14 protein-coding genes are annotated in these 22,062 nt (G+C 48.3%); 6 read left to right on the forward strand and 8 right to left on the reverse strand.

Annotation, left to right across the window (positions count from 1 at the left end; genetic code table 11):
* Positions 1-226: 226 nt before the first annotated feature.
* The 4 genes from H6F50_RS00610 to hisD form a co-directional block, all read right to left on the reverse strand.
* Positions 227-1,171 (reverse strand): DUF928 domain-containing protein, encoded by a 945-nt coding sequence (locus H6F50_RS00610; protein ID WP_190425162.1) that lies wholly within the window; start codon positions 1,169-1,171, stop codon positions 227-229.
* 477 nt (positions 1,172-1,648) lie between these two features.
* Complete coding sequence (locus H6F50_RS00615) at positions 1,649-4,108, reverse strand: NACHT domain-containing protein (RefSeq protein WP_190425165.1); 2,460 nt, start codon at positions 4,106-4,108, stop codon at positions 1,649-1,651.
* 514 nt (positions 4,109-4,622) lie between these two features.
* Positions 4,623-5,048: a universal stress protein gene (locus H6F50_RS00620; protein ID WP_190425168.1), complete on the reverse strand. Its 426-nt coding sequence runs from the start codon at positions 5,046-5,048 to the stop codon at positions 4,623-4,625.
* A 19-nt stretch (positions 5,049-5,067) separates the two neighbouring features.
* Positions 5,068-6,375 (reverse strand): histidinol dehydrogenase, encoded by a 1,308-nt coding sequence (gene hisD / locus H6F50_RS00625; protein ID WP_190425170.1) that lies wholly within the window; start codon positions 6,373-6,375, stop codon positions 5,068-5,070.
* Between the two features lie 204 nt (positions 6,376-6,579).
* Between hisD and rpsT the strand changes: the two genes are divergently transcribed.
* Positions 6,580-6,912 carry a 30S ribosomal protein S20 gene (rpsT, locus tag H6F50_RS00630; protein ID WP_190425173.1) on the forward strand — a complete coding sequence of 111 codons (333 nt, stop codon included), beginning with the start codon at positions 6,580-6,582 and terminating at the stop codon, positions 6,910-6,912.
* Positions 6,913-7,026: 114 nt separating this feature from the next.
* On the forward strand, positions 7,027-7,827 hold the full coding sequence (locus H6F50_RS00635) for a YchF/TatD family DNA exonuclease (RefSeq protein ID WP_190425188.1): 801 nt from the start codon (positions 7,027-7,029) through the stop codon (positions 7,825-7,827).
* A 504-nt stretch (positions 7,828-8,331) separates the two neighbouring features.
* Here the strand turns inward: H6F50_RS00635 and H6F50_RS00640 are convergent.
* Positions 8,332-8,565 (reverse strand): hypothetical protein, encoded by a 234-nt coding sequence (locus tag H6F50_RS00640; protein ID WP_190425176.1) that lies wholly within the window; start codon positions 8,563-8,565, stop codon positions 8,332-8,334.
* Here H6F50_RS00640 and rpoB point away from each other — a divergent pair.
* The 3 genes from rpoB to H6F50_RS00655 all read left to right on the forward strand — a co-directional run bounded on the left by rpoB (position 8,564) and on the right by H6F50_RS00655 (position 18,150).
* Complete coding sequence (gene rpoB, locus H6F50_RS00645; RefSeq protein WP_190413949.1) at positions 8,564-11,881, forward strand: DNA-directed RNA polymerase subunit beta; 3,318 nt, start codon at positions 8,564-8,566, stop codon at positions 11,879-11,881. The genes H6F50_RS00640 and rpoB overlap by 2 nt on opposite strands.
* 92 nt (positions 11,882-11,973) lie before the next feature.
* Positions 11,974-13,851: a DNA-directed RNA polymerase subunit gamma gene (locus H6F50_RS00650; protein WP_190425180.1), complete on the forward strand. Its 1,878-nt coding sequence runs from the start codon at positions 11,974-11,976 to the stop codon at positions 13,849-13,851.
* Positions 13,852-14,076: 225 nt separating this feature from the next.
* Entirely contained in the window at positions 14,077-18,150 is a 4,074-nt protein-coding gene (locus tag H6F50_RS00655; protein WP_190425182.1) for a DNA-directed RNA polymerase subunit beta', read from the forward strand.
* A gap of 258 nt (positions 18,151-18,408) precedes the next feature.
* On the opposite strand, the gene H6F50_RS00660 is transcribed toward H6F50_RS00655, so the two are convergent.
* Complete coding sequence (locus tag H6F50_RS00660; RefSeq protein WP_190413955.1) at positions 18,409-19,632, reverse strand: HhoA/HhoB/HtrA family serine endopeptidase; 1,224 nt, start codon at positions 19,630-19,632, stop codon at positions 18,409-18,411.
* A gap of 270 nt (positions 19,633-19,902) precedes the next feature.
* Here H6F50_RS00660 and H6F50_RS00665 point away from each other — a divergent pair, with 270 nt between their 5' ends.
* Positions 19,903-20,268: a metal-sensitive transcriptional regulator gene (locus tag H6F50_RS00665; protein WP_190413957.1), complete on the forward strand. Its 366-nt coding sequence runs from the start codon at positions 19,903-19,905 to the stop codon at positions 20,266-20,268.
* 85 nt (positions 20,269-20,353) lie between these two features.
* Here H6F50_RS00665 and H6F50_RS00670 read toward each other — a convergent pair whose 3' ends face one another.
* Entirely contained in the window at positions 20,354-20,596 is a 243-nt protein-coding gene (locus tag H6F50_RS00670) for a hypothetical protein (protein ID WP_190413959.1), read from the reverse strand.
* 1,147 nt (positions 20,597-21,743) lie between these two features.
* Entirely contained in the window at positions 21,744-21,923 is a 180-nt protein-coding gene (locus H6F50_RS00675; protein ID WP_190425185.1) for a hypothetical protein, read from the reverse strand.
* Between the last annotated feature and the right edge of the window lie 139 nt (positions 21,924-22,062).

The following is a 22,062-nucleotide window of genomic DNA, read 5'->3' on the forward strand; positions in this document are numbered from 1 at the left end:
CTCGATCGCTTGGATCACCTTCTGACGCAGGTCATAACTATAGGGGTTTGCCATGAGCAGCTTGAATAACTTCAGGACAACAGGTGATCTCTACTCTACGTCCTAACTATCTTGGCGGTTGCTATACTTTTCCCTTCACTCTGTGGAACAAAAGAAACCCGTTTTCTGGTAGAAAACGGGTTTTTATTCAGACAGAGACAATTTTAAATTTATGTTGGTGACCTAGCTACTGCCTTACCAATCGTTGTTGTTCTTGCTCTTTCACCTCTGTCAGTCCAATTTGCTCTAAGAGCGATAGAAACTCCTGGCGGATTAACCGATCCTTGGGGGAAGTAGCATGGGCGGCTAAAATTACGCCTAGAGTGTCATACCAGTATGCCGATCGAGCATAGATTGCTGCCTTGCCAATCTGCGATCGCGCAGCTGCCAGTTGTTTCTCTAGAGCAGGTGTTGCGGGTACGTGCTTAATCCAGCCTTGAGCAATCTGATCTTCAGAACGTCGTTTCGGATTGCACTTCAGAGTGACTGTCCATAGATATTCCCGTCCTGGAACCAGTTCTGGCAACTCTTTGGACATCTGGAGTTGATTAATCCCAGCCTTGGGTGTTTGAATTGTTTGCTCAATAATTGGCTTAGATACTCCTGGCTCAACCAGTGTAAAAGCGATCGGTACCGATTGGGTGCCCGACAAGTACCAGTAAAAGATGGGATGACCTGATGCAGTCAATCCGGTATGAGTCGTAGGAGCCAACAAAGTCACAGATGTAGGCTGAGACTCAGAGCATTCTATTGGCGATTCGTCAACGCCTCTGGTACCGCCTCTGGGAATCATTCCATCATCGGGTGGCTGATAACGAACTCGCGTTCCCGTTCCAATGGTGCCTCCGGGAACACCCACATCACCCGGCTCGTAACCAGAACCTGTTGGCGTTTTCGGCACAACATCTGCATAAGCGGTTGAGCTAAACCCTAAATCAATTGATAGGCGGCTCAATAGAGAATTGAGGGGAAATTCTATTAAACCGAGAAACTGTATCAAAATCAGTGATGCACTTCCTGCTACCTTCGTCCCTAATTTACGGGAAATCACCATAAATCTACAAATGATGTAATGCCAATAAATTTTTAGACGACCATTTGGCGATCGCAGTTTCCAGATCCCGTACTGCAATCCGGGTATTTGTTGTAATTTTTATTACTCTATCAAAACTTGATAAACTTCGGACTGCTGTTCGCACTCTTTGAGCATGAAGCTACCGAGCCTATTTGTCGGAAATTTGCCCTGAAAAATTTACCCTGAATAGGCTGGGTGAGCTTCTTCATTAATTAAAAAGCAAGTACAGAATGCTACAGTCTCAACTTATCGCTCAGTTTGCACTCAGTTTTGCAAGCTGAGTGCTGGAAGCAGGCATGAGTTCTTCAGCCCTAGCAGTTACTACCAGTTGACAAGCTGTACTGACAAATTTGGATTGCTGTTGCTGACTTTTGACTTCTCAAAGATTGGATGTTGACAAGAGGGTAGCGATCGCCTGCGAACAAAGAAAGAGCGATCGCACTTGTGTTTTCCTCAACTTTCAGAGATTAGAGTGTCAATAGTTATATGATAGGTTTTGCCAGTAGGCTGTACTTGTTGCGGAATATTAGTGAGTTAGTTTTCTATGGCTTGAACTGAGCAAGGTTCACCATGCCAAGCCTGATAAAACTCTGGGTAAGTCATATTTTGGGTGCAGTGCCAAATAACATCATATAAATAGTCGAAATATTCGTTTTCCTCAAGATTAATATCTATGTATTCCTTGATTTTTTTTACAATTAAGCGCAAATGTTCATATTCTAATACGTTTTCAAAAACCTCGGCAATGAATTCATTATTTATATTTTTATCCATGATCAGGATTAGACGATTTATCATGGCTTCAGGTTCTGCCTGTATTCCAGCGAGCATTTCTTTAATTATTCTCGATTGCTCACTCAAGGCTTGTTCTATTATACTTTCAAACTTTTTAAGCTGCTCTTTTTCCTCTTCAGCTAGTGGAGGCAACTCAGAAATAGTGTGTAATCGTTGATTGCGTATTCCCATTTTTTCCAGAATGTAAGTAGCTTCCTCGCTAATATATCTATTCTGGCTATTGTCTCTATAGTAAATTAGTTGATTGATTGCTCTAGGATGATCTATTTCTGGAATTATCTCCCTAGCAGCTTCGGCTATTGGATCAAAATTCGGTTCTTCCCACTTTTCAAAACCCCAATAAAAAATTAGCAGAATTAAATCAGCCAACTTACAATCTCTGAATTCTGCTATACCTACTGCTGCAAGAAAACACGTTCGATACCAATATAAGTTCTTGCAACCATCCATAAAATTCACTAAAGCTTTGATAAAATTATCCTTATGCTTTCTAAATTCTTCATCTTTTTCTATTCCAATCCACAGTATAATTACTTCTTTCCACTGCTGCTCAAAAACGCGGTAAACACAATCTTTATTCTTATATTGTAAGAATGGGTTAGGGTTATCGTTGTTGTGGTTTAGGAAATAATCCCAATCATCAATCACACAAGCCGCAAAATATTCCTGAAACGTGGGATGAAAGAAGGCATATACTTTTTCATCCGTTTCTGCATCCTTGTAGACAAAATTCAGCCAATGCAACTTTTCAGTTGCTAACTTAAACAGGTCTTCCCCGATGACATCGAGCGCAAAACTCTCTCGTATTCCAAACCGGGATTTTTCTTTATCAATTGCTTCCCGTGCCAACAGTCCTAGCGCCGTGTTTAACTCCTTCCGCTTTGTCGCAGTTGTGGGGAATTGTTCTTGTTTCCAATCATAGAAAGCTCGCGCAAATTGCTCGTAAAGCGCGGCTTTAGTTTTTGGTAAATCGCCTTGGCGAAAATACCAACTTTGGCACAGTAACGACAACCGCAGGGGGTTTTTGACTAAATCTCGGATGCGCTGATGTCTGTCTTCGTCTAGCTTTTCCCGTAACGGTTCCCCTAGTTCTGGTTTTTCAGCTTTGGAGAACCACTCGCAGATAAACTGTCTCACCTGATCTGGTTTATGGCTTTCCCCATAGCTAAAGTCCAAGGTGCGATAAGTATCAAAACCCGGTAAAGCATTAACACTTGCATCCCAGACATTTTGCCGACAAGTCAGCACAGTTCGCGCATCAGCAACCCAGCCTGTGAGTTCTTCCCTAAGTTTGGCTAAAGCTTCGACGGGTGAAGATGCTGGCATTTCATCCACTCCATCCAACAGCAGCAACACTTCACCACGTTTGAATAGATTTTCTAGTTCTTTCTGCTGTTGTGTGACATCTGAAGTTTTAAGCGCGTCTTTTAGCCAATTCTCACGCAGGTAGTTTTCTAAACTTTTATCTCTCAAACTACCCAGAGAAACCCAAATTGGAAAACCTGGTGTTTTTGGAGAGAACGCGATCGCTTCGAGCAGAGTAGTTTTCCCGGCTCCCGGTTCACCAATGATGGCGATGCGTCTCCCTTGGCTCTTCTTGCTTTGTCCCTGCTTAATAACCTGCTCTAGAAACTCTTCATGCTCATAGATTTGGGTGATTTCTTCCTCATGTAGCTGGAAAAGAACCGATCCTTGCTCTGGTGAAACAGAGGAATCGTCGCTACGTCTGGGTTGGTGTTTGCGCTCGACTAATCCCAGCTCTACATAAAATGCTTTAGAAACTACCTCGGTAGCTTGTCGTCTGATGTTTAGTTTCTGAGACTCCAGCATATCGCGGCAAATTTTTGTCCACTCATGAGACGCGATCGCGCTACCAGTCTCAGAATCTTTGTTTTGCTGTTGTTCCAAATACACTTTTTCCAGGCAAGCCTGCACTCTCTTAACCTTGCCTTTGTCCTCAGAGTTAACTTCAGGAAAACTCTCTGCAAGCTTACCGAATATCTCCTTCATATACTTGTCATAGGACTGAAGAGCATTCGCAGGTTCACCTCCTATAACTTCATTTGCAACATCCTGATTTTTCCTATGGATGTTCTGCCGAGCAAATCTGACCAAGAAAACCGCTTGTTGATCCACAGTTAGCTTGTGGTCAAAGGCTATCACTTTTAGAAAATTATCCCAGCTCTCCCATGATTCCATAACGCTCTCCGAAGTCTCGACAGGTTCTCAGCTTCTTGATTATGAAACTAACGTATTACTTAGCCAATCTCAACTAGAAGAATTCTTCTAGTTTACTAGAACTTATTAGGGACTAGGCATTATACAAAGTTCCTCTTAGGCTGAAATTAATGCTAAATCCAGCACTCCAAACTAAGTTAAAGAGGCACGTTTATGGACTGTTTTCAGTATGTAATTCCTGGCTTAGAAAAGTTCTTCCCATTAGAACCGCAACCAGTTACTTCAAATTCATCTAAGAAAAAAGCCAAGGGGAAGGCTAACATCAAGGATAATTCAGGCTCTCAAAATCGAGAATCTGAGCCTGAATAATTCTCTTAATTAGCATTTCCTACATCCAAGGAATGGAATTTGCGGCTAAATAAAAAAAGTCCGCGCAGGCGGACTAAGAATAATCAATCATTCTAAAACCTGCCTACGCAAGTTTTGTCTGTATAGTCGCGAATTCTATCCGCCAAGGCTTATGCTTTTCTTATTTTTATGCCTGCTTCACCACCAGCACGGAACAAGGAGCATCAGCAACAACTTGGCTGCTGACTGAACCCTCTATAATTCGCTTCAAACCCGTTAAACCCCGACTGCCGATCACAATCAAGTCAGCTTGATAAATATTCGCCAGCCGGATAATTTCTTCAGCGGGGTCGCCAGAAACGATTTCTAATTCGCTGTGGCAAGGTAAAGCAGCCTGATAAGATTCCATCTGCTTTTCAATCTGCCGATAGGGCAGATCCTCCGAAGAGGCATGGGGCTTATCAACAGCAATTTCCACTTCAGACCCCGACGAAGGAATCACGTGGGAAAGGATGATTTTGGTCGTTGGCTGTAGTTGGAGTTCTTCCAGGGACTGAATCACTCCCTCCGAAAGCTCTGAACTGTCGAGAGCCACCAGAATAATTTTTAGCACCCCAAAATCTCCTTTTTCGTTACTCGTCAGACCTCTTCTCGATTCGCAGCCGCACGGAGTCAGCGTGGGAAGTCAAACCCTCGGCTTGGGCAAGAATCTGGATAGCGTTGCCAAACTTCTGGAGCGCTGTCGGCGAGTACTGAATCAAACTGGAGTGTTTCAGAAACGTTTCAACTCCCAGTGCTGAAGCGTAACGGGCAGCGCCAGAGGTAGGTAGCGTGTGATTCGGCCCTGCTAAGTAGTCTCCCACAGCTTCGGGCGTTGAGGAACCCAAGAAGATAGCACCCGCGTGGCGAATTTTTTCCAGCAGATCCCAGGGTTCTTGGACTTCCAGTTCCAAGTGTTCGGGGGCAAACTCGTTGGAGAGTTCGGCAGCAACCAACAGAGAGTCAACCACCACAATCAAACCGTAATGAGCGATCGCTTTCTCTGTCAGTAGCCGTCGCGGATGATCTTCCAATTGACGTTCTACTTCTAGCTGTACTTTCTTCGCCAACCCAGCTTCTGTTGTCAGGAGAATTGCTGCTGCCATCGGATCGTGTTCCGCTTGCGCCAACATATCTGCCGCCACATAGACGGGATTGGCGTTTTCATCGGCAATAATCAGTACCTCAGAAGGCCCTGCCAGCGAGTCAATCCCCACGGTGCCATATACGAGCTTTTTCGCCAGGGTGACGTAGATGTTACCGGGACCAGTGATGACATCTACCTTAGGAATGGTTTCGGTGCCATAAGCCAAAGCCGCGATCGCTTGAGCGCCCCCAATCCGATAAATTTCCTGCACCCCAGCTTCCTGGGCTGCCACTAGCACCGCGGCATTAATCGTTTTTTCTTGCCCTGGTGGCGTCACCATGACAATTCTCGGCACACCCGCTACCTTCGCAGGGATGGCGTTCATTAATACCGTACTTGGATAGGACGCTCGACCGCCAGGAACGTAAAGCCCTGCTCGATCTACCGGCGTGTAACGCTTCCCCAAAACAATCTCATCGTCCCCAAATTGAACCCAAGATTTCGGGACGCGCTGCCGGTGGAATGCTTCTATTTGTTGACGTGCCAGTTGAATCGCGTTGAGTAACTCCTGGGACACCTGTTGATAGGCAGCATCCAGTTCTGAGCCACTAACGCGCAGCTGTTCGGAATTCAAAGTTTGTCGATCGAATTCAGCCGTGTAGTGCAGCAGAGCTTTGTCGCCCTGGCGCTTCACAGCCTGTAAGACTTCCCGAACAGTTGCCTCTTTATGAACAATCTGGTCGTCATGGGTGCGATCGCAGATACGCCGCAGTTCAGTTCTTGCCTCAGATACCTGAGTAATGATTCGCAGCATGGAGTCGGAATCACCATCTAGGAATTACCCGCCTGAGTTCAGGTATATCACTATCCTCATCTCAAGGGATGAGGCAGCCTATTCCCTGTACTCGTTTCTATAGCTTAACCTGGATTTTTCAAGGGATCGCTATAATTTATGGAGAGATGGTATATTAATCTATCTAGTTCTGTTTGTTAACTGTACAGAGTTTTCTTCAAGACTGTGGCCAATACTAAGTCAGCCCTAAAGCGAGTCCAAGTAGCCGAACGCAACCGGCTGCGTAACAAGACCTATAAATCAGCCGTAAAAACGCTGATGAAGAGTTATCTTGCAGCCGTCCAAACCCACGCAGCCAACCCCACTGCGGAATCGCTGCAAGAAGTACAGCGGCGGATGTCAGAGGTCTACAGCAAGATTGACAAAGCGGTAAAGCGGGGGGTCTTGCATACCAACAACGGTGCCCGGAAAAAATCCAATCTCGCTAAGGCTCTCAAACGCGCGCAGCCCCAGCCAGAAACTTCAACCCCGGCTTCGTCGGATGCTTCTGCTTCCTAGCTGCTAGCCGCTCGTCAGTAGTCAGCAGTCAGTTGTTTATCGAAGGCGGTGGTAGGTAGAATTCCCACTACCCGTTACCCACTACCCAATGCTTGATGACCAATGACTGAACAGATACAGTTGTTCGATACCCATGTCCATATAAACTTCGATCTCTTCCAGTCCGATCTGGAAGAAATTAAAGCTCGGTGGCGCGAAGCGGGGCTCGTTCGGCTAGTGCATTCGTGCGTGGAACCTACGGAGTTTTCAAGCATTCAATCACTGGCAAACCGATTTCCAGAACTTTACTTCGCCGTGGGGTTGCATCCCCTCGATACCGAGAAGTGGGCATCAGAAACTGCCGAACAAATTCGTTCGCTGGCGAGTTCTGACCAGCGAGTGGTAGCAATTGGCGAAATGGGTCTGGATTTTTATAAAGCGGAAGATAGGGAGCGGCAAATAGAAGTATTTGAAGCACAGCTAGCGATCGCGCAGCAACTTGATTTGCCTGTAATTATTCATTGCCGAGATGCTGCTGCGACCATGCACGAACTGTTGCAAGATTTCTGGAAGCGCACGGGTCCTGTGCGGGGCGTCATGCACTGCTGGGGGGGTACTCCGGAAGAAATGCAATGGTTCTTGGATTTGGGTTTCTATATTAGTATCAGCGGCATCGTAACGTTTAAAAACGCCACTCAAGTTCAGGAATCGGCGAGGAGAATCCCCAGCGATCGCCTCCTAATTGAAACCGACTGCCCCTTCCTCGCACCCGTTCCCAAGCGTGGCAAACGTAACGAACCTTCCTACGTCCGATATGTCGCAGAGTGTGTTGCCCATCTGAGGGGGGTCTCTTTAGCGACTCTAGCCACGCAAACCACCCAGAATGCCTGTAATCTGTTTCGACTTTCCGTACCTCAGCCTTGTACTGCGATTTAGTGCCCAATTCTAAGGGCTTTTATCCATGCCGCGTGCCGCGTACCGTACCCGTTCTGAGTGCTGTAGACACTGGAAAGGCAGGGAGAACCACGACAGAGACATCCATCCCCCGAAGATAATAACTTTTGGTGGAAAATCTCTTTTCTCCCTTCTGGGTTTCATTACCCCAATTTAGAGGTAGGTGTCAACAAAGAAAGTCAATTTGCGACATAATATTTAAAAGACCCTCTATGAACAGAATTCTTGCGAGCAAACTGGGATGGCTGCCTGCTCCACCTAAACAGACTTCATACCCCTGCAATCACTGTCCTTATACCTGGTAAAGAAGCACTAAATATTATCTTTGAGCAAACAAGCCAAAGCGAACTGCTGGTTCGCGTATAAAACCAACGAAAAACAACCCTGAGACGTTTCCTTCCCTGCTAGTGGGGACTAAACGGCTCATTTTGTTCTTGCCAATCGCTTGTCCTTGGGGACGAGTGAGGCATACTTCGCCGCTACTGCTTACTTTGGCACGAATTCCATCCCGCTAGATGGGAAGGATCTAAAGATGAAGGACGAATTCAAAACCATCAACGATGGAGGACGAATCAATTCAGGATTCATCCTTACTAACGGATGACTTTTGAGTTCTAGACGATCGGGTTGATTGGGAAGTCGGGTCTCCCCACTGGCATTCTTCTTAAACCCACCCTTACGACAGGTAATTCCTGAATTCTTTTGCAAGAGGAAAAGCATGACTAATCAGACCTCCACTCCAGTTGCTTACATGTTGCCAGACCTGGTAGAAATTCAGCGAGCCAGCTTCCGCTGGTTCCTGGAAGAAGGTCTGATTGAGGAACTTAACAGCTTTTCGCCGATTACCGATTACACCGGCAAGCTGGAGTTGCACTTCTTGGGCAAAGACTACAAACTCAAGCGACCCAAGTACGATGTAGATGAAGCCAAGCGTCGGGACGCAAGCTATGCCGTACAAATGTACGTTCCGACGCGGCTCATTAATAAAGAAGACGGGACGATTAAAGAGCAAGAAGTCTTCATCGGCGATTTGCCCCTAATGACCGACCGAGGCACATTTATTATTAATGGTGCCGAGCGCGTGATCGTTAACCAAATTGTGCGAAGCCCCGGAGTTTATTACAAATCGGAAACCGACAAAAACGGACGCCGTACCTACTCAGCTTCTCTTATTCCCAACCGGGGCGCGTGGCTGAAGTTTGAAACCGATAAAAACGACTTAGTGTGGGTACGAATCGATAAGACGCGCAAACTGTCGGCACAGGTATTACTCAAGAGCTTGGGGCTTTCCGACTCTGAGATTTTTGATGCGTTGCGTCACCCAGAATATTTCCAGAAGACCATTGAGAAAGAAGGGCAGTTTTCCGAAGAAGAAGCGCTCATGGAGCTATATCGGAAACTACGACCCGGTGAACCACCAACGGTTTCTGGCGGACAGCAGTTGTTGGAATCGCGCTTCTTCGATCCGAAGCGTTACGACCTGGGTCGCGTTGGTCGCTATAAGCTGAACAAGAAGCTGCGGCTCTCCGTGCCGGATACAGTGCGCGTGCTGACCCCAACCGATATTCTGGCAGCGGTAGACTACTTGATCAACTTGGAATATGACATCGGGATTACCGATGATATCGACCACTTGGGGAACCGAAGAGTGCGCTCAGTAGGCGAACTATTGCAAAACCAAGTGCGCGTCGGCTTGAACCGCTTAGAGCGGATTATCCGGGAGCGGATGACCGTTTCGGATGCCGAAACCCTAACACCCGCTTCTTTGGTAAACCCGAAGCCTTTGGTGGCGGCGATTAAGGAATTTTTCGGCTCCTCCCAGTTGTCCCAGTTTATGGATCAGACCAATCCCTTAGCGGAATTGACCCACAAGCGGCGACTCTCAGCGTTGGGTCCGGGAGGACTAACGCGGGAACGAGCAGGGTTCGCCGTGCGGGATATTCATCCGAGCCACTACGGACGGATTTGCCCGATTGAGACGCCAGAAGGACCGAACGCGGGATTGATCGGCTCTTTGGCAACTCATGCGCGGGTAAATGCCTATGGATTTGTAGAGACGCCGTTCTGGAAGGTAGAAAACGGACGGGTACTCAAGGAACAAGCGCCGGTATATATGACGGCAGATGAGGAAGACGATCTGCAAGTCGCGCCAGGGGACATCCCGATGGATGTGGATGGATGGATCTTGGGAGAATCGGTAGCGGTGAGATATCGCCAAGATTTCACCACCACGACACCTGACATGGTGGATTATGTAGCGGTGTCGCCGGTGCAAATTATTTCGGTTGCCACATCGTTGATTCCCTTTTTGGAACACGACGATGCCAACCGGGCGTTGATGGGATCGAACATGCAGCGGCAGGCAGTGCCGTTATTGAAGCCAGAGCGACCCCTCGTCGGGACTGGCTTGGAAGCCCAGGCGGCGCGGGACTCCGGGATGGTCGTGGTTGCCAAATACGACGGGGAAGTCACCTTTGTGGATGCGACGCGGATCGCAGTGCGGAGTTTCGACGAAACTGGGGAACCCAACGGACCGCAGATCGAGTATGAGTTGCAGAAGTATCAGCGCTCAAACCAAGATACCTGCTTGAATCAGCGACCCTTAGTGTATGAAGGCGATCGCATCGTTGCCGGACAGGTACTTGCCGACGGTTCTGCTACCGAAGGGGGCGAACTGGCTTTGGGGCAGAATATCCTGGTAGCCTATATGCCTTGGGAAGGCTACAACTACGAGGACGCGATCTTAATCAGCGAACGGCTGGTTTACGACGATGTCTACACCAGCATCCACATTGAGAAGTACGAAATCGAGGCACGGCAAACCAAGCTAGGACCCGAAGAAATTACGCGGGAAATTCCTAACGTCGGGGAAGATAGCTTGCGAAGCCTGGATGAAACCGGGATTATCCGAATTGGAGCCTGGGTAGAAGCCGGAGACATTCTGGTAGGAAAGGTGACGCCCAAAGGGGAATCCGACCAGCCACCGGAAGAGAAATTGCTGCGGGCAATTTTCGGTGAAAAGGCGCGGGATGTACGGGACAACTCCCTGCGAGTGCCCAACGGAGAGAAAGGGCGCGTGGTAGACGTGCGCGTCTTCACCCGCGAACAGGGCGACGAACTGCCCCCCGGAGCGAACATGGTGGTGCGTGTCTACGTCGCGCAGAAGCGCAAAATCCAAGTGGGCGACAAGATGGCGGGACGGCACGGTAATAAGGGGATTATTTCCCGGATATTGCCCGCCGAAGATATGCCTTACCTGCCAGATGGAACCCCTGTGGACATCGTGCTCAATCCACTCGGAGTACCCTCACGAATGAATGTGGGGCAGGTGTTTGAGTGCTTGCTGGGATGGGCTGGTGAGAACTTAAATGTCCGCTTCAAAGTGATTCCCTTCGACGAAATGCACGGAGCGGAAAAAAGCCGCGAGTCGGTGCATGGCAAGTTGGAGGAGGCGAGGAAGAAGACCGGGAAGAACTGGCTGTTTAACCCTGATGAAGCCGGAAAGCTCCGAGTCTTTGATGGGCGTACTGGGGAAGCCTTTGACCGTCCGATTACCGTGGGCAAGGCGTATATGCTGAAGCTGGTACACCTGGTAGACGACAAGATCCACGCCCGTTCTACGGGACCCTACTCTTTGGTGACGCAGCAACCCTTGGGAGGCAAAGCGCAGCAGGGCGGACAGCGATTTGGCGAAATGGAAGTGTGGGCGCTGGAAGCTTTTGGCGCTGCCTACATTTTGCAGGAGTTGCTGACGGTGAAATCCGACGATATGCAGGGGCGGAACGAAGCGCTGAATGCGATCGTGAAAGGCAAGGCGATTCCGCGACCGGGAACACCAGAATCGTTCAAGGTGTTGATGCGAGAACTGCAATCTCTATGTTTAGATATTGCCGTCCATAAGGTGGAGACGACCGAGGACGGAACCACGGGACACGTAGAGGTTGACTTGATGGCGGATGTGTCAAATCGCCGGACGCCGACGCGACCCACCTATGAATCTCTCAGCCGCGAGGAACTGGAAGAAGACGAAGTTTAATCAATGAAAAATGGAAAATTAAAAATTAAAAATTAGGAATTCTTTAATTTTTAATTTTTCATTTTTAATTTTTAATTGGAGCGCAGCGACAGATGAGACATCAGCTAGAACAGCGGTTTGACTACGTCAAAATTGCTCTGGCATCGCCAAAGCGAATTCAGGACTGGGGGCAAAGAAACCTGCCCAATGGTCAAGTGGTGGGTGAGGTCACGAAACCCGAAACGATTAATTACCGGACGCTCAAACCAGAAATGGATGGCCTTTTCTGCGAGCGCATTTTTGGCCCCGCAAAAGATTGGGAATGCCACTGCGGCAAGTACAAGCGGGTGCGCCACAGAGGTATTGTCTGCGAACGCTGCGGCGTAGAAGTGACAGAATCGCGGGTGCGTCGTCACCGTATGGGCTACATTAAGCTAGCGGCACCTGTGGCTCACGTTTGGTATCTCAAGGGCATTCCCAGCTATATGTCGATTCTGCTGGATATGCCCCTGCGGGATGTGGAGCAGATTGTCTATTTCAATGCCTATGTGGTACTCAGTCCTGGCAACGCGGAGAATCTCAGTTACAAGCAGTTGCTGACGGAAGATCAGTGGCTGGAAATTGAGGAGCAGCTCTATAGCGAAGATTCTACCCTGCAAGGTGTCGAGGTGGGAATTGGTGCTGAGGCGCTGCAACGTCTCTTGCAGGACATTAACTTGGAAGCAGAGGCTGAGTCCCAACGAGAGGAAATTGCCAATGCTAAGGGTCAGAAGCGGGCGAAACTGATTAAGCGCTTGAGAGTGATTGACAACTTCATCGCGACTGGTTCTAAGCCAGAGTGGATGGTGCTGTCGGTGATTCCGGTAATTCCGCCAGATTTGCGTCCAATGGTGCAGCTGGATGGCGGCAGATTTGCCACTTCTGACTTGAATGACTTGTATCGTCGGGTAATTAACCGCAACAACCGCTTAGCACGGCTCCAAGAAATCTTGGCACCGGAAATCATTGTTCGCAACGAGAAGCGGATGTTGCAAGAAGCTGTGGATGCGCTTATCGATAATGGTCGTCGGGGACGGACGGTAGTAGGAGCCAATAATCGACCCCTGAAATCTCTGTCAGACATTATTGAAGGTAAGCAGGGACGCTTCCGGCAAAACCTGTTGGGTAAGCGAGTAGACTACTCCGGACGTTCTGTAATTGTGGTGGGACCAAAGCTAAAAATCCACCAATGCGGCTTGCCACGAGAAATGGCAATTGAGTTATTCCAACCGTTTGTAATTCACCGGCTGATTCGCGGCGGACTGGTCAATAATATCAAGGCAGCCAAGAAGCTGATTCAGCGCGGGGACGCCTCTGTGTGGGACGTGCTAGAGGAAGTAATTGCCGGACACCCGGTAATGCTAAACAGGGCACCAACGCTGCACCGTTTAGGGATTCAAGCGTTTGAGCCAATTCTGGTAGAAGGTCGAGCAATTCAGCTGCACCCACTGGTATGTCCGGCGTTCAACGCGGACTTCGATGGCGACCAGATGGCGGTTCACGTACCGCTTTCTTTGGAGGCTCAGGCAGAAGCGCGGTTACTGATGCTGGCTTCTAATAACATCCTCTCTCCAGCGACGGGCCGACCCATTGTAACGCCTAGCCAAGACATGGTATTAGGCTGCTATTACCTAACGGCAGAAAACCCAGCAGCGACCAAGGGTGCTGGAGGTTATTTCGCCAGCTTGGATGATGCGCTCTTAGCCTATGAGCAGTCTGCGGTAGATTTACACGCCTACATCTGGGTGCGCTTTGACGGGATAGTAGAGAATGATAAACCGGATGCGGAGCCGGAAAAGGTGGAAACCTTAGCTGATGGCACCGTCTGGACAACCTACAACTTCCGTCGAGTGCGGCAAGACAAGGAAGGAAACGTCTTGACCCAATACATTCGGACGACGCCCGGTCGAATTATCTACAATAAGACGATTCAAGAGGCATTGGCAATATAAATCAGTGTTGAGGACGGAGTGATTGAGGGCTGGGCAAAGAGTTTTGACTTTCCTCCTCACTCACGTCCTCGCTCCGGTGTTTTGTGTTGGCTTGTTCTGTGTTCGCTCAGTCCGCGAGTTGAATGGCCCTACGCGAATACGCCTCATTGCTCAGTCTTCTTTAAATACTCGTTTTGCGAGTAGAGCGCCGCTACGCTAACAGTCCTTATACCTCAGTCCTAACTTATGGCAGAGCAACCAGAAATCAAAAATATTTTTCATAATCGGATGGTGGACAAAGGGCAACTGAAGAAACTGGTTGCCTGGGCATTTACGCATTTCGGTAGTGCCCGCACCTCCCAAATGGCAGACCGCCTGAAAGATTTGGGCTTCCACTACGCGACTAAAGCGGGTGTCTCGATTAGTGTGGATGACTTGCAGGTGCCGGATTCTAAGCGGCAGTTGCTGGACGCTGCCGAAACTGAAATTCGCTCTACAGAAGCACGCTACACGCGGGGCGAAATCACCGAGGTGGAGCGCTTCCAAAAGGTTATCGATACCTGGAATAGTACCAGCGAAGCCCTAAAGGATGAGGTGGTTCGCAACTTTAGACAAAAAAATCCCCTGAATTCGGTCTATATGATGGCGTTTTCTGGGGCGCGGGGAAATATTTCTCAGGTGCGTCAGCTGGTGGGAATGCGTGGATTGATGGCAAACCCCCAGGGAGAGATTATTGGTCTGCCGATTAAGACGAATTTCCGGGAAGGTTTGACCGTCACGGAATATATTATCTCGTCTTATGGGGCACGGAAGGGATTGGTAGATACCGCTCTACGTACAGCGGATTCCGGCTATCTTACCCGCCGCCTGGTGGATGTGTCTCAGGATGTAATTGTTCGGGAAGTGGACTGCGGCACCCAGCGAGGGATTCGCTTACGCAGCATGACTTCGGACGATCGGGTGCTGATTCCTTTGTCCGATCGCCTGCTGGGTCGCGTTCTAGTAGAAGATGCGGTTCATCCCACCACGGGGGAAGTGGTCATGCCCCGCAATCAGCCGATGTCAGAAGAAATGGGGCTGAACATTGTTAAGGCTGGGATAGAAGAAGTTTTCGTGCGATCGCCCCTGACCTGCGAAGCCGCCCGTTCCGTGTGTCAACATTGTTACGGCTGGAGCCTCGCCCACGGGCATCTCGTGGATCTGGGGGAAGCGGTGGGAATTATTGCCGCTCAGTCGATTGGCGAACCAGGCACCCAGCTCACCATGCGGACGTTCCACACTGGCGGCGTCTTCACTGGCGAAGTAGCGCGACAAGTCCGTGCGCCGATGACCGCCAAAGTGCGCTTCAGCCGAGGGATGCGGACGCGGGGACTGCGGACGCGGCACGGGGAAGATGCCTTGCTGGTGGAATCGACCAATGCGGAATTGATTCTCGATCCGGTAGACAGCACTCAGGAGCAAATCTCGATTCCGCTCACTCAAAATTCCACCCTGTACTGTGTCAATGGCAGCACGGTAACGGCAGAACAGCTATTGGGTGAAGTTGCGATCGCTTCTTCCACTCGCGCCCATACAGAAAAAGCCGCCAAAGACGTTACCACTGACCTGGCAGGCGAAGTGAAGTTTGAAGGTCTGCTTCCAGAAGAAAAAACCGACCGCCAGGGGAACACCACCCGGATTGCGGCGCGGGGTGGTTTGTTGTGGATTTTGTCTGGAGAAGTTTACAACCTACCTCCAGGTGCCGAAGCCGTCGTGCAGAACGGTAAAGTGGTGGATCGCAACGACGTACTCGCAGAAACCAAGTTGGTGAGCGAGCATGGTGGTGTCGTCCGGCTAAAAGCTGATGACGCTGGTTCGCGGGGACGAGAAATTGAAATTATCACCGCTAGCGTGCTGTTAGACCAAGCACGGGTGCGAATGGAAGCGACTCAAGGCCGCGACCATTATGTAATTTATACCGCCGACAATCAGCGCTTTTCCCTGAAGGCCACCCCAGGGACAAAAGTTCAAAACCACCAGGTAGTAGCCGATTTAATTGACGATCGCTATAACACCCAGACCGGGGGAATTATCAAATACGCCGGTGTGGAAGTTGCCAAAAAAGCCAAGGCAAAACAAGGATACGAAGTCATCAAAGGCGGCACCTTGCTGTGGATTCCAGAAGAATCCCATGAAGTGAACAAGGATATCTCCCTCCTGCAAGTGGAAGACGGTCAATACGTAGAAGCCATGACAGAGGTCGTCAAAGATATCTTCTGTCAAACAGCTGGGATAGTGGAAGTAACCCAGAAAAACGATATCCTACGGGAAATCGTGATTAAGCCCGGTGAACTACATTTGGTCGATGACCCAGAAGCAGTGATGGGAACAGATGGATCGCTGTTCTATCCCGGACAGGAAGTTATGCCAGGGCTGACGGTTAGCGAGTTGCGTTATACCGAATTTGTGGAAACCCCTGAAGGCCCTGCATTGTTGCTGCGTCCGGTGACTGAGTTTCACGTTCCCGATGAGCCGAGCGTACCGTCTCAAGCTTCTATTTCTGGAAGGGGACGTTACAAGATTGAGCTGCGGGCAGTTCAGCGGCTTCCTTACAAAGATGGGGAACGGGTGAAGTCCATCGGAGGGCTGGAACTGCTGCGGACGCAATTGGTTCTGGAAATTGGCTATGGAACTGAAAGTGAGAGCAGTTCCGAGAGCCTTGGTGCTTTAGAACTACTGGCGGCGGATATTGAGTTGCTGCCAATTGAAGGAAAGGGAGTTGAAGCAAAAGGCAAGGACGACGAAGAAAGCTCCGCGCTTTCAACCGTAAGTTCTGAACTTTCGCCTCGGACTTCAGAAATGCGTTTACAGCTCTTGGTTTCGGAATCTCTGGTGATTCGTCGGGATACAGCGGCAGATCCACTTTCTGGCAGTACCCATACACGGATTATGGTGACTGACGGTCAGCAGATCGAGCCAGGAGCCGTTGTGGCTCGCACGGAAATTCAGTGCAAGGATGCCGGAGAAGTCCGGGGGATTCGCGCTGGAGAAGCCTCGATTCGCCGGGTGCTGCTGGTTCGGGATACCGACCGGATAAGTGTTGACACGAAAGGCGCTAAACCCACCGTAAAAGTGGGAGCGCTGTTAGTAGCAGGGACTGAGATCGCCTCTGGCGTACTTGCCCCAGAGTCGGGTCAAATTTCCGCCATCTTGGAGGATTCGATCCAGATGCGTCTGGCTCGTCCTTATCGCGTGTCTTCCGGAGCCGTCTTGCATATCGATGATGGAGACTTGGTGCAGCGGGGTGACAACCTAGTGCTGCTAGTCTTTGAGCGGGCGAAAACTGGGGATATCATCCAAGGTTTGCCACGTATTGAAGAACTGCTGGAGGCACGGAAGCCAAAAGAAGCGTGTATTTTGGCACGGCGTTCGGGAACGGCTCAGGTCGTTTACGGACCTCAGCAGGACGCAGAGGAGATTAAAGTCATTGAATCGGACGGCGTCGTGGCTGACTATCCCCTCGGCCCCGGACAGAACGTCATTGTGGGAGATGACATGGTTGTAGAGACTGCGGAGGCGCTAACCGATGGTCCTGCCAACCCCCATGAAATTCTAGAGATTTTCTTTGAGCATTACCGGGAAACGATGGGAGTCTACGAAGCGGCGCTGATGGCGTTGCAGAAGGTTCAGACTTTCCTGGTGAATGAAGTGCAGTCGGTTTATCAATCTCAGGGGATTGATATTTCTGATAAGCATATTGAGGTGATTGTGCGCCAGATGACCTCGAAAGTCCGGGTGGATGATGGCGGCGATACCACGATGCTGCCGGGAGAGTTGGTGGAACTGCGGCAGATTGAGCAAGTGAATGAAGCGATGGCAATTACTGGCGGGGCACCGGCGCAATATACGCCGATGTTGCTGGGGATTACCAAGGCATCGCTGAATACAGATAGCTTTATTTCTGCGGCATCTTTCCAGGAAACGACGCGGGTTCTCACCGAAGCAGCAATTGAAGGCAAATCTGACTGGCTGCGCGGTCTGAAGGAGAATGTGATCATTGGGCGACTGATTCCGGCAGGAACCGGGTTCAATGCCTATGAGGACAGCATCAGCTCAGATGTTGATATGTCAGCATCTGGCTTCGGTTCCGGACTGGATGTTGAGGAGGACGCGCTGGACGTGGTGCTGGATGACCGAACAGCTCGTGCTTACAGCCCAGGTCTTGGATTTGAAGAACGGCCTACTTATGGAATGGGCGGTGCTATCTCTCCAGTTCTTGATGATGACGACGACCTCATTGACGATGTTGAGGATGACGACGACTTTGAGGACGACGACTAGAGAGTAATGAGTACCGAGAACTGAAGAGAGAGTAGAAAGAGGAGATAAAAAGTAGTAAACGCGGTGTGCAACTTTCTGTATTTCTCCCCCTTAAAAAGGGGGTTCAGAAAGTTAAGAAAAAGTTGCAGACGTTAGAAAAGGAATAGAGAAGAGAATATTCTCTTCTCTATTCCTTTTTACTTTTAATTCACTCAATCCTCAGGTCTCAAGCACTCAGTCCTCAGCCCTCAGTCCTCACCTCTCAGCCCTCAGCACTAATTAAGACTGTTCTTGCAATTCACCAGCGCGGACGCTAATGGATGTCGCTTGGTTGGCGCGCTGCACCTTCATCTGTATAACCTGACCGACACGGCTATTCTCGACAATTCTCTGCAACTCGGCGGCAGTCTTCACGGGTTGCCCATCAATCTCCAAAATCACATCCCCCCGGCGCATTCCACTTTTGGCAGCTGGGGTATTTGGCAACACTCGCACGACTAGGACGCCGTTGATTTCTGGCACCTGTAGGGGAGCATTGGGGTCGCTGTTGTTTTCAGCCGCTACTTGGGGCGTTAGGGTTGCCATTTGAACGCCGAGATAGGGATGAGCGACTCTTTCTCCACGCGCCAGCTGAACAGAAATTGTTTTGGCTTGATTAATCGGAATTGCAAAGCCTATCCCCATTGCGTCAGCACGAATCGCCGTGTTGATGCCAATTACTTCACCCTGTTGATTTAAGAGTGGTCCACCGGAGTTACCTGGATTAATCGCTGCATCGGTTTGAATGAAATCCAATCGCTTGTCAGGAATCCCCACAGCGGCACTGGAGCGTTTAAGGGTACTGATAATTCCCAAGGTGACGGTGTTATCCAATCCTAATGGATTGCCGACTGCGATCGCCCAGTCACCCACTTGCACTTCGTTAGAATCTCCAAGAGGTGCCACGGGTAAGTCGCTACCTCCATCGATTTTGACCACCGCCAAATCCGTTACCGGATCGGCACCTTGTACCTTCCCCTCTATTGTGCGTCCATCCTTAAGGGTGACAGTCACCTTATCCGCCTGATTGACCACATGGGAATTTGTCAAAATAATCCCACTCTTGTCAATAATGAAACCAGAGCCTTGACCGCGTAGGCGCTCTTGCATCGGCCCTCTGGGCAACTCTTCACCAAAAAAACGCCGGAAGAAGGGGTCGTCAAACAACGGATCGATGTTACGGTTGACTGTGCGCTCGGTATCAATTCTGACGACTGCCGCTCCTACCCGATTCACCGCTGCGGTGACAAAACTGCCAGTTGCAGCAGTATTGGGAATTCTAGAAATACTGCTTTGCGCTACCAGCTCTGATGCCCCTGGAGTAAGTGCAACTTCTTTGGGAGCAGGGCCAGCCTGAGACGGCAAGACACGATAAGCGCCAAACGCCAAAATGCCTCCTAGAAAGGTGGCAATTACATAGGTACTGACTTGACGCAGAAACCGAAAAAACTTTGGAAATTGCATAGCATCAATTTTCTAGCTTTGTGATGATCTATCTGGTAACAAAAATATCCCTATAGTTATTTTTACAGGTGAAACGACTGAACTTAGGCTCAAGCACTGATGCGGTTTTCCCTACATCTCAAATTTCTATAAACATAAAGACGCATTCTTTGAGGCGACACATTAGCGTAGGGGCACGAAGTGGAGTGTAGTACAATTTTTCATCTCTAGAAGAGCAGATACTTAAATAGGCTACGATGTGGAATACAAATGCTGCCTTATTGACTCTCCATGATTGGATCGAATCCGCTAACTGACGAAACCTTGCCCGTCCACGGTCGTTCACATACCCACGAGCATGGGGATGAAGAGTCTCCCCATCATCATGTCCACAGCGAAGAATCACTGCGGCGGGTTGTTAATCGCTTGTCTCGGATTGAAGGACACGTCCGAGGCATCAAAAATATGGTGCAGGAAAGCGAATCCTGCCCCAAAGTTCTCGTGCAGATTGCTGCTGTGCGGGGTGCCCTAGATCGGGTGGCGCGGATAATTTTGGATGAACATTTAACTGAGTGTATTGCCCGCGCAGCTGAAGAAGGCAATATTGAAGTTGAAATTGAAAAGCTAAAAGAAGCTTTGGATCGATTTTTGCCTTAGTTTAGTTAGATTACAAAACTGGCTTCCCTTTGCGTGGAAGCCAGAAAAAAACATTGGTATCGAAGACAACGATATAGCTAGGGATTTACTTATGCTTGTGCAGCAACTTATCAACAAGCACCTCTTGGTCGTCTTCACTCAAGCTGTCCCAATCCAGCCCCCGTTCAGCACTCAAGACGCGCATCTGCTGCTCTTTCTCTGTTAACCTATCTGTGCCATTCATCTTTCTTTCCGAGGCGAGGGTGTCCAAGAGTATGGATTTATCCTCCTGTGGCAGTTGTTTAACTAAGTCAATTACCTGCCTAATTGTCAATTCTATCTTTGGCATGATTATTCCCTCGGTAGTTTATGAAATTGATATCTGAAACCACAGCGACAATCATGACGGGGTGGCAGTTGTGGCTGAAATGAAGAAGCGAACATTTACGACACGTCGGGAAGAGCTGATTTGAGATTTTTGCTCAAGAGACGCGAAGAAACAAAGGCAACTACTATGAAAAGTCCGCAAATTCTTTCAGCTCAACTATTTGTGAGAGTACCACAAGTAAGAAGCTAGCTGCTGTCTCATCCCTTTGGAAAAGGACTAGCGATCCTTCAATTTTTCTTCTCTCAAGTGCTTGTAAATGCTGATGTCTCAAATTTTCAGAATTCAATGTTTTTGGAGGTATTTTTTAGCATAGATAGAAGTACAGTTTTCACATTTTTACAACTTTTAATTTTTTTAAAGCTATTTTAATGAAGAGCCTTTAGATAATATATTTTTATCGTTTATTTTACTAAATGTAAAAAAGCGAGTTTGAGTTTTTTTGACAATAAAAGCCATACAATTCTAAACATTGTCTGCGTTTTGATTCACCTCCTAAGTTGCTTACACATGGAAAATGTTTAGCTATGCGATAGATTGGCAATTGGCTTTAAACGTAAACCTTTATTTATCACAATATTGTATAAAACTGTGCTTAAATCAGCTTTTCCAGGTTGTCGAGTCTACGGGGATCGATTTAAAATGAATTAAACATGATTATGAACTATCAGCATTAGTTAACATAGACTGCTTTTTTAATTTGTTTAATTTAATAGAACCAATGATTGGTATTAGTAACGACTAAAAATAAAATATATTTTTATATGAATATATTTTGATAAAGTTAAAAAATAGAATAATTACTTTGTTTTTTACTTAAAAAAAATTAGCAAAGAATCAACCTTAAAAATAACAATAATCAGTGAATCAAACAATAACATTTAAATATATACCAAAATATCTTGATTATGTGAATTCACTGAGATAGGAATAGTTAGTATTTTTTGTCATAGTATTGACTTTTATTAGCCTAATATTTACTTTAGAAACATAGCATAATTCCCAATAAAACCAATAAGATAATTTAATGTTTAAGTAAGAAGCAATAAAATATATTAATGTTTTTAGTGATGGCACTATGTTGGGGAAGTTGGAGGAAGCGATCGCACGGTTAACCCGGTTCGATTGCCTCTGTACACAGGCATAGCAAAAGCTTCCTAATTCCGGAGTCGGAATTGCCAACGAATAGAGCAGCATAAATTGTACTGCATTGCTTGCAGCTCCAGTCAGGATAGCGATCGCAACTGGTAGCGTTGGTGACAGAGGATGCGATCGCTATCCTGACGTGCATTACGATTAAGCAAATCAGATTTGAGCAAACAGTTGTAGAGGATGACGTTTGATTATCAATTTCACTATTCTTTGAGCGGTAGCGCAGATAAACCGATAATCCTGTTTTTACATGGCTTTATGGGTGACTGCAACGAATT

It is taken from the genome of Coleofasciculus sp. FACHB-712 (genome assembly GCF_014695635.1).
Taxonomy (GTDB): Bacteria; Cyanobacteriota; Cyanobacteriia; order Cyanobacteriales; family FACHB-T130; genus FACHB-T130.

Excerpts from the sequence above, each read along its gene's own strand:
- H6F50_RS00615 (WP_190425165.1), bottom strand. The coding sequence starts at position 4,108 with ATGGAATCATGGGAGAGCTGGGATAATTTTCTAAAAGTGATAGCCTTT.
- hisD (WP_190425170.1), bottom strand. The coding sequence starts at position 6,375 with ATGCTGCGAATCATTACTCAGGTATCTGAGGCAAGAACTGAACTGCGG.
- rpoB (WP_190413949.1), top strand. The coding sequence starts at position 8,564 with ATGACTAATCAGACCTCCACTCCAGTTGCTTACATGTTGCCAGACCTG.
- H6F50_RS00640 (WP_190425176.1), bottom strand. The coding sequence starts at position 8,565 with ATGCTTTTCCTCTTGCAAAAGAATTCAGGAATTACCTGTCGTAAGGGT.
- H6F50_RS00650 (WP_190425180.1), top strand. The coding sequence starts at position 11,974 with ATGAGACATCAGCTAGAACAGCGGTTTGACTACGTCAAAATTGCTCTG.
- H6F50_RS00655 (WP_190425182.1), top strand. The coding sequence starts at position 14,077 with ATGGCAGAGCAACCAGAAATCAAAAATATTTTTCATAATCGGATGGTG.
- H6F50_RS00660 (WP_190413955.1), bottom strand. The coding sequence starts at position 19,632 with ATGCAATTTCCAAAGTTTTTTCGGTTTCTGCGTCAAGTCAGTACCTAT.
- H6F50_RS00665 (WP_190413957.1), top strand. The coding sequence starts at position 19,903 with ATGATTGGATCGAATCCGCTAACTGACGAAACCTTGCCCGTCCACGGT.
- H6F50_RS00670 (WP_190413959.1), bottom strand. The coding sequence starts at position 20,596 with ATGCCAAAGATAGAATTGACAATTAGGCAGGTAATTGACTTAGTTAAA.
- H6F50_RS00675 (WP_190425185.1), bottom strand. The coding sequence starts at position 21,923 with ATGCACGTCAGGATAGCGATCGCATCCTCTGTCACCAACGCTACCAGT.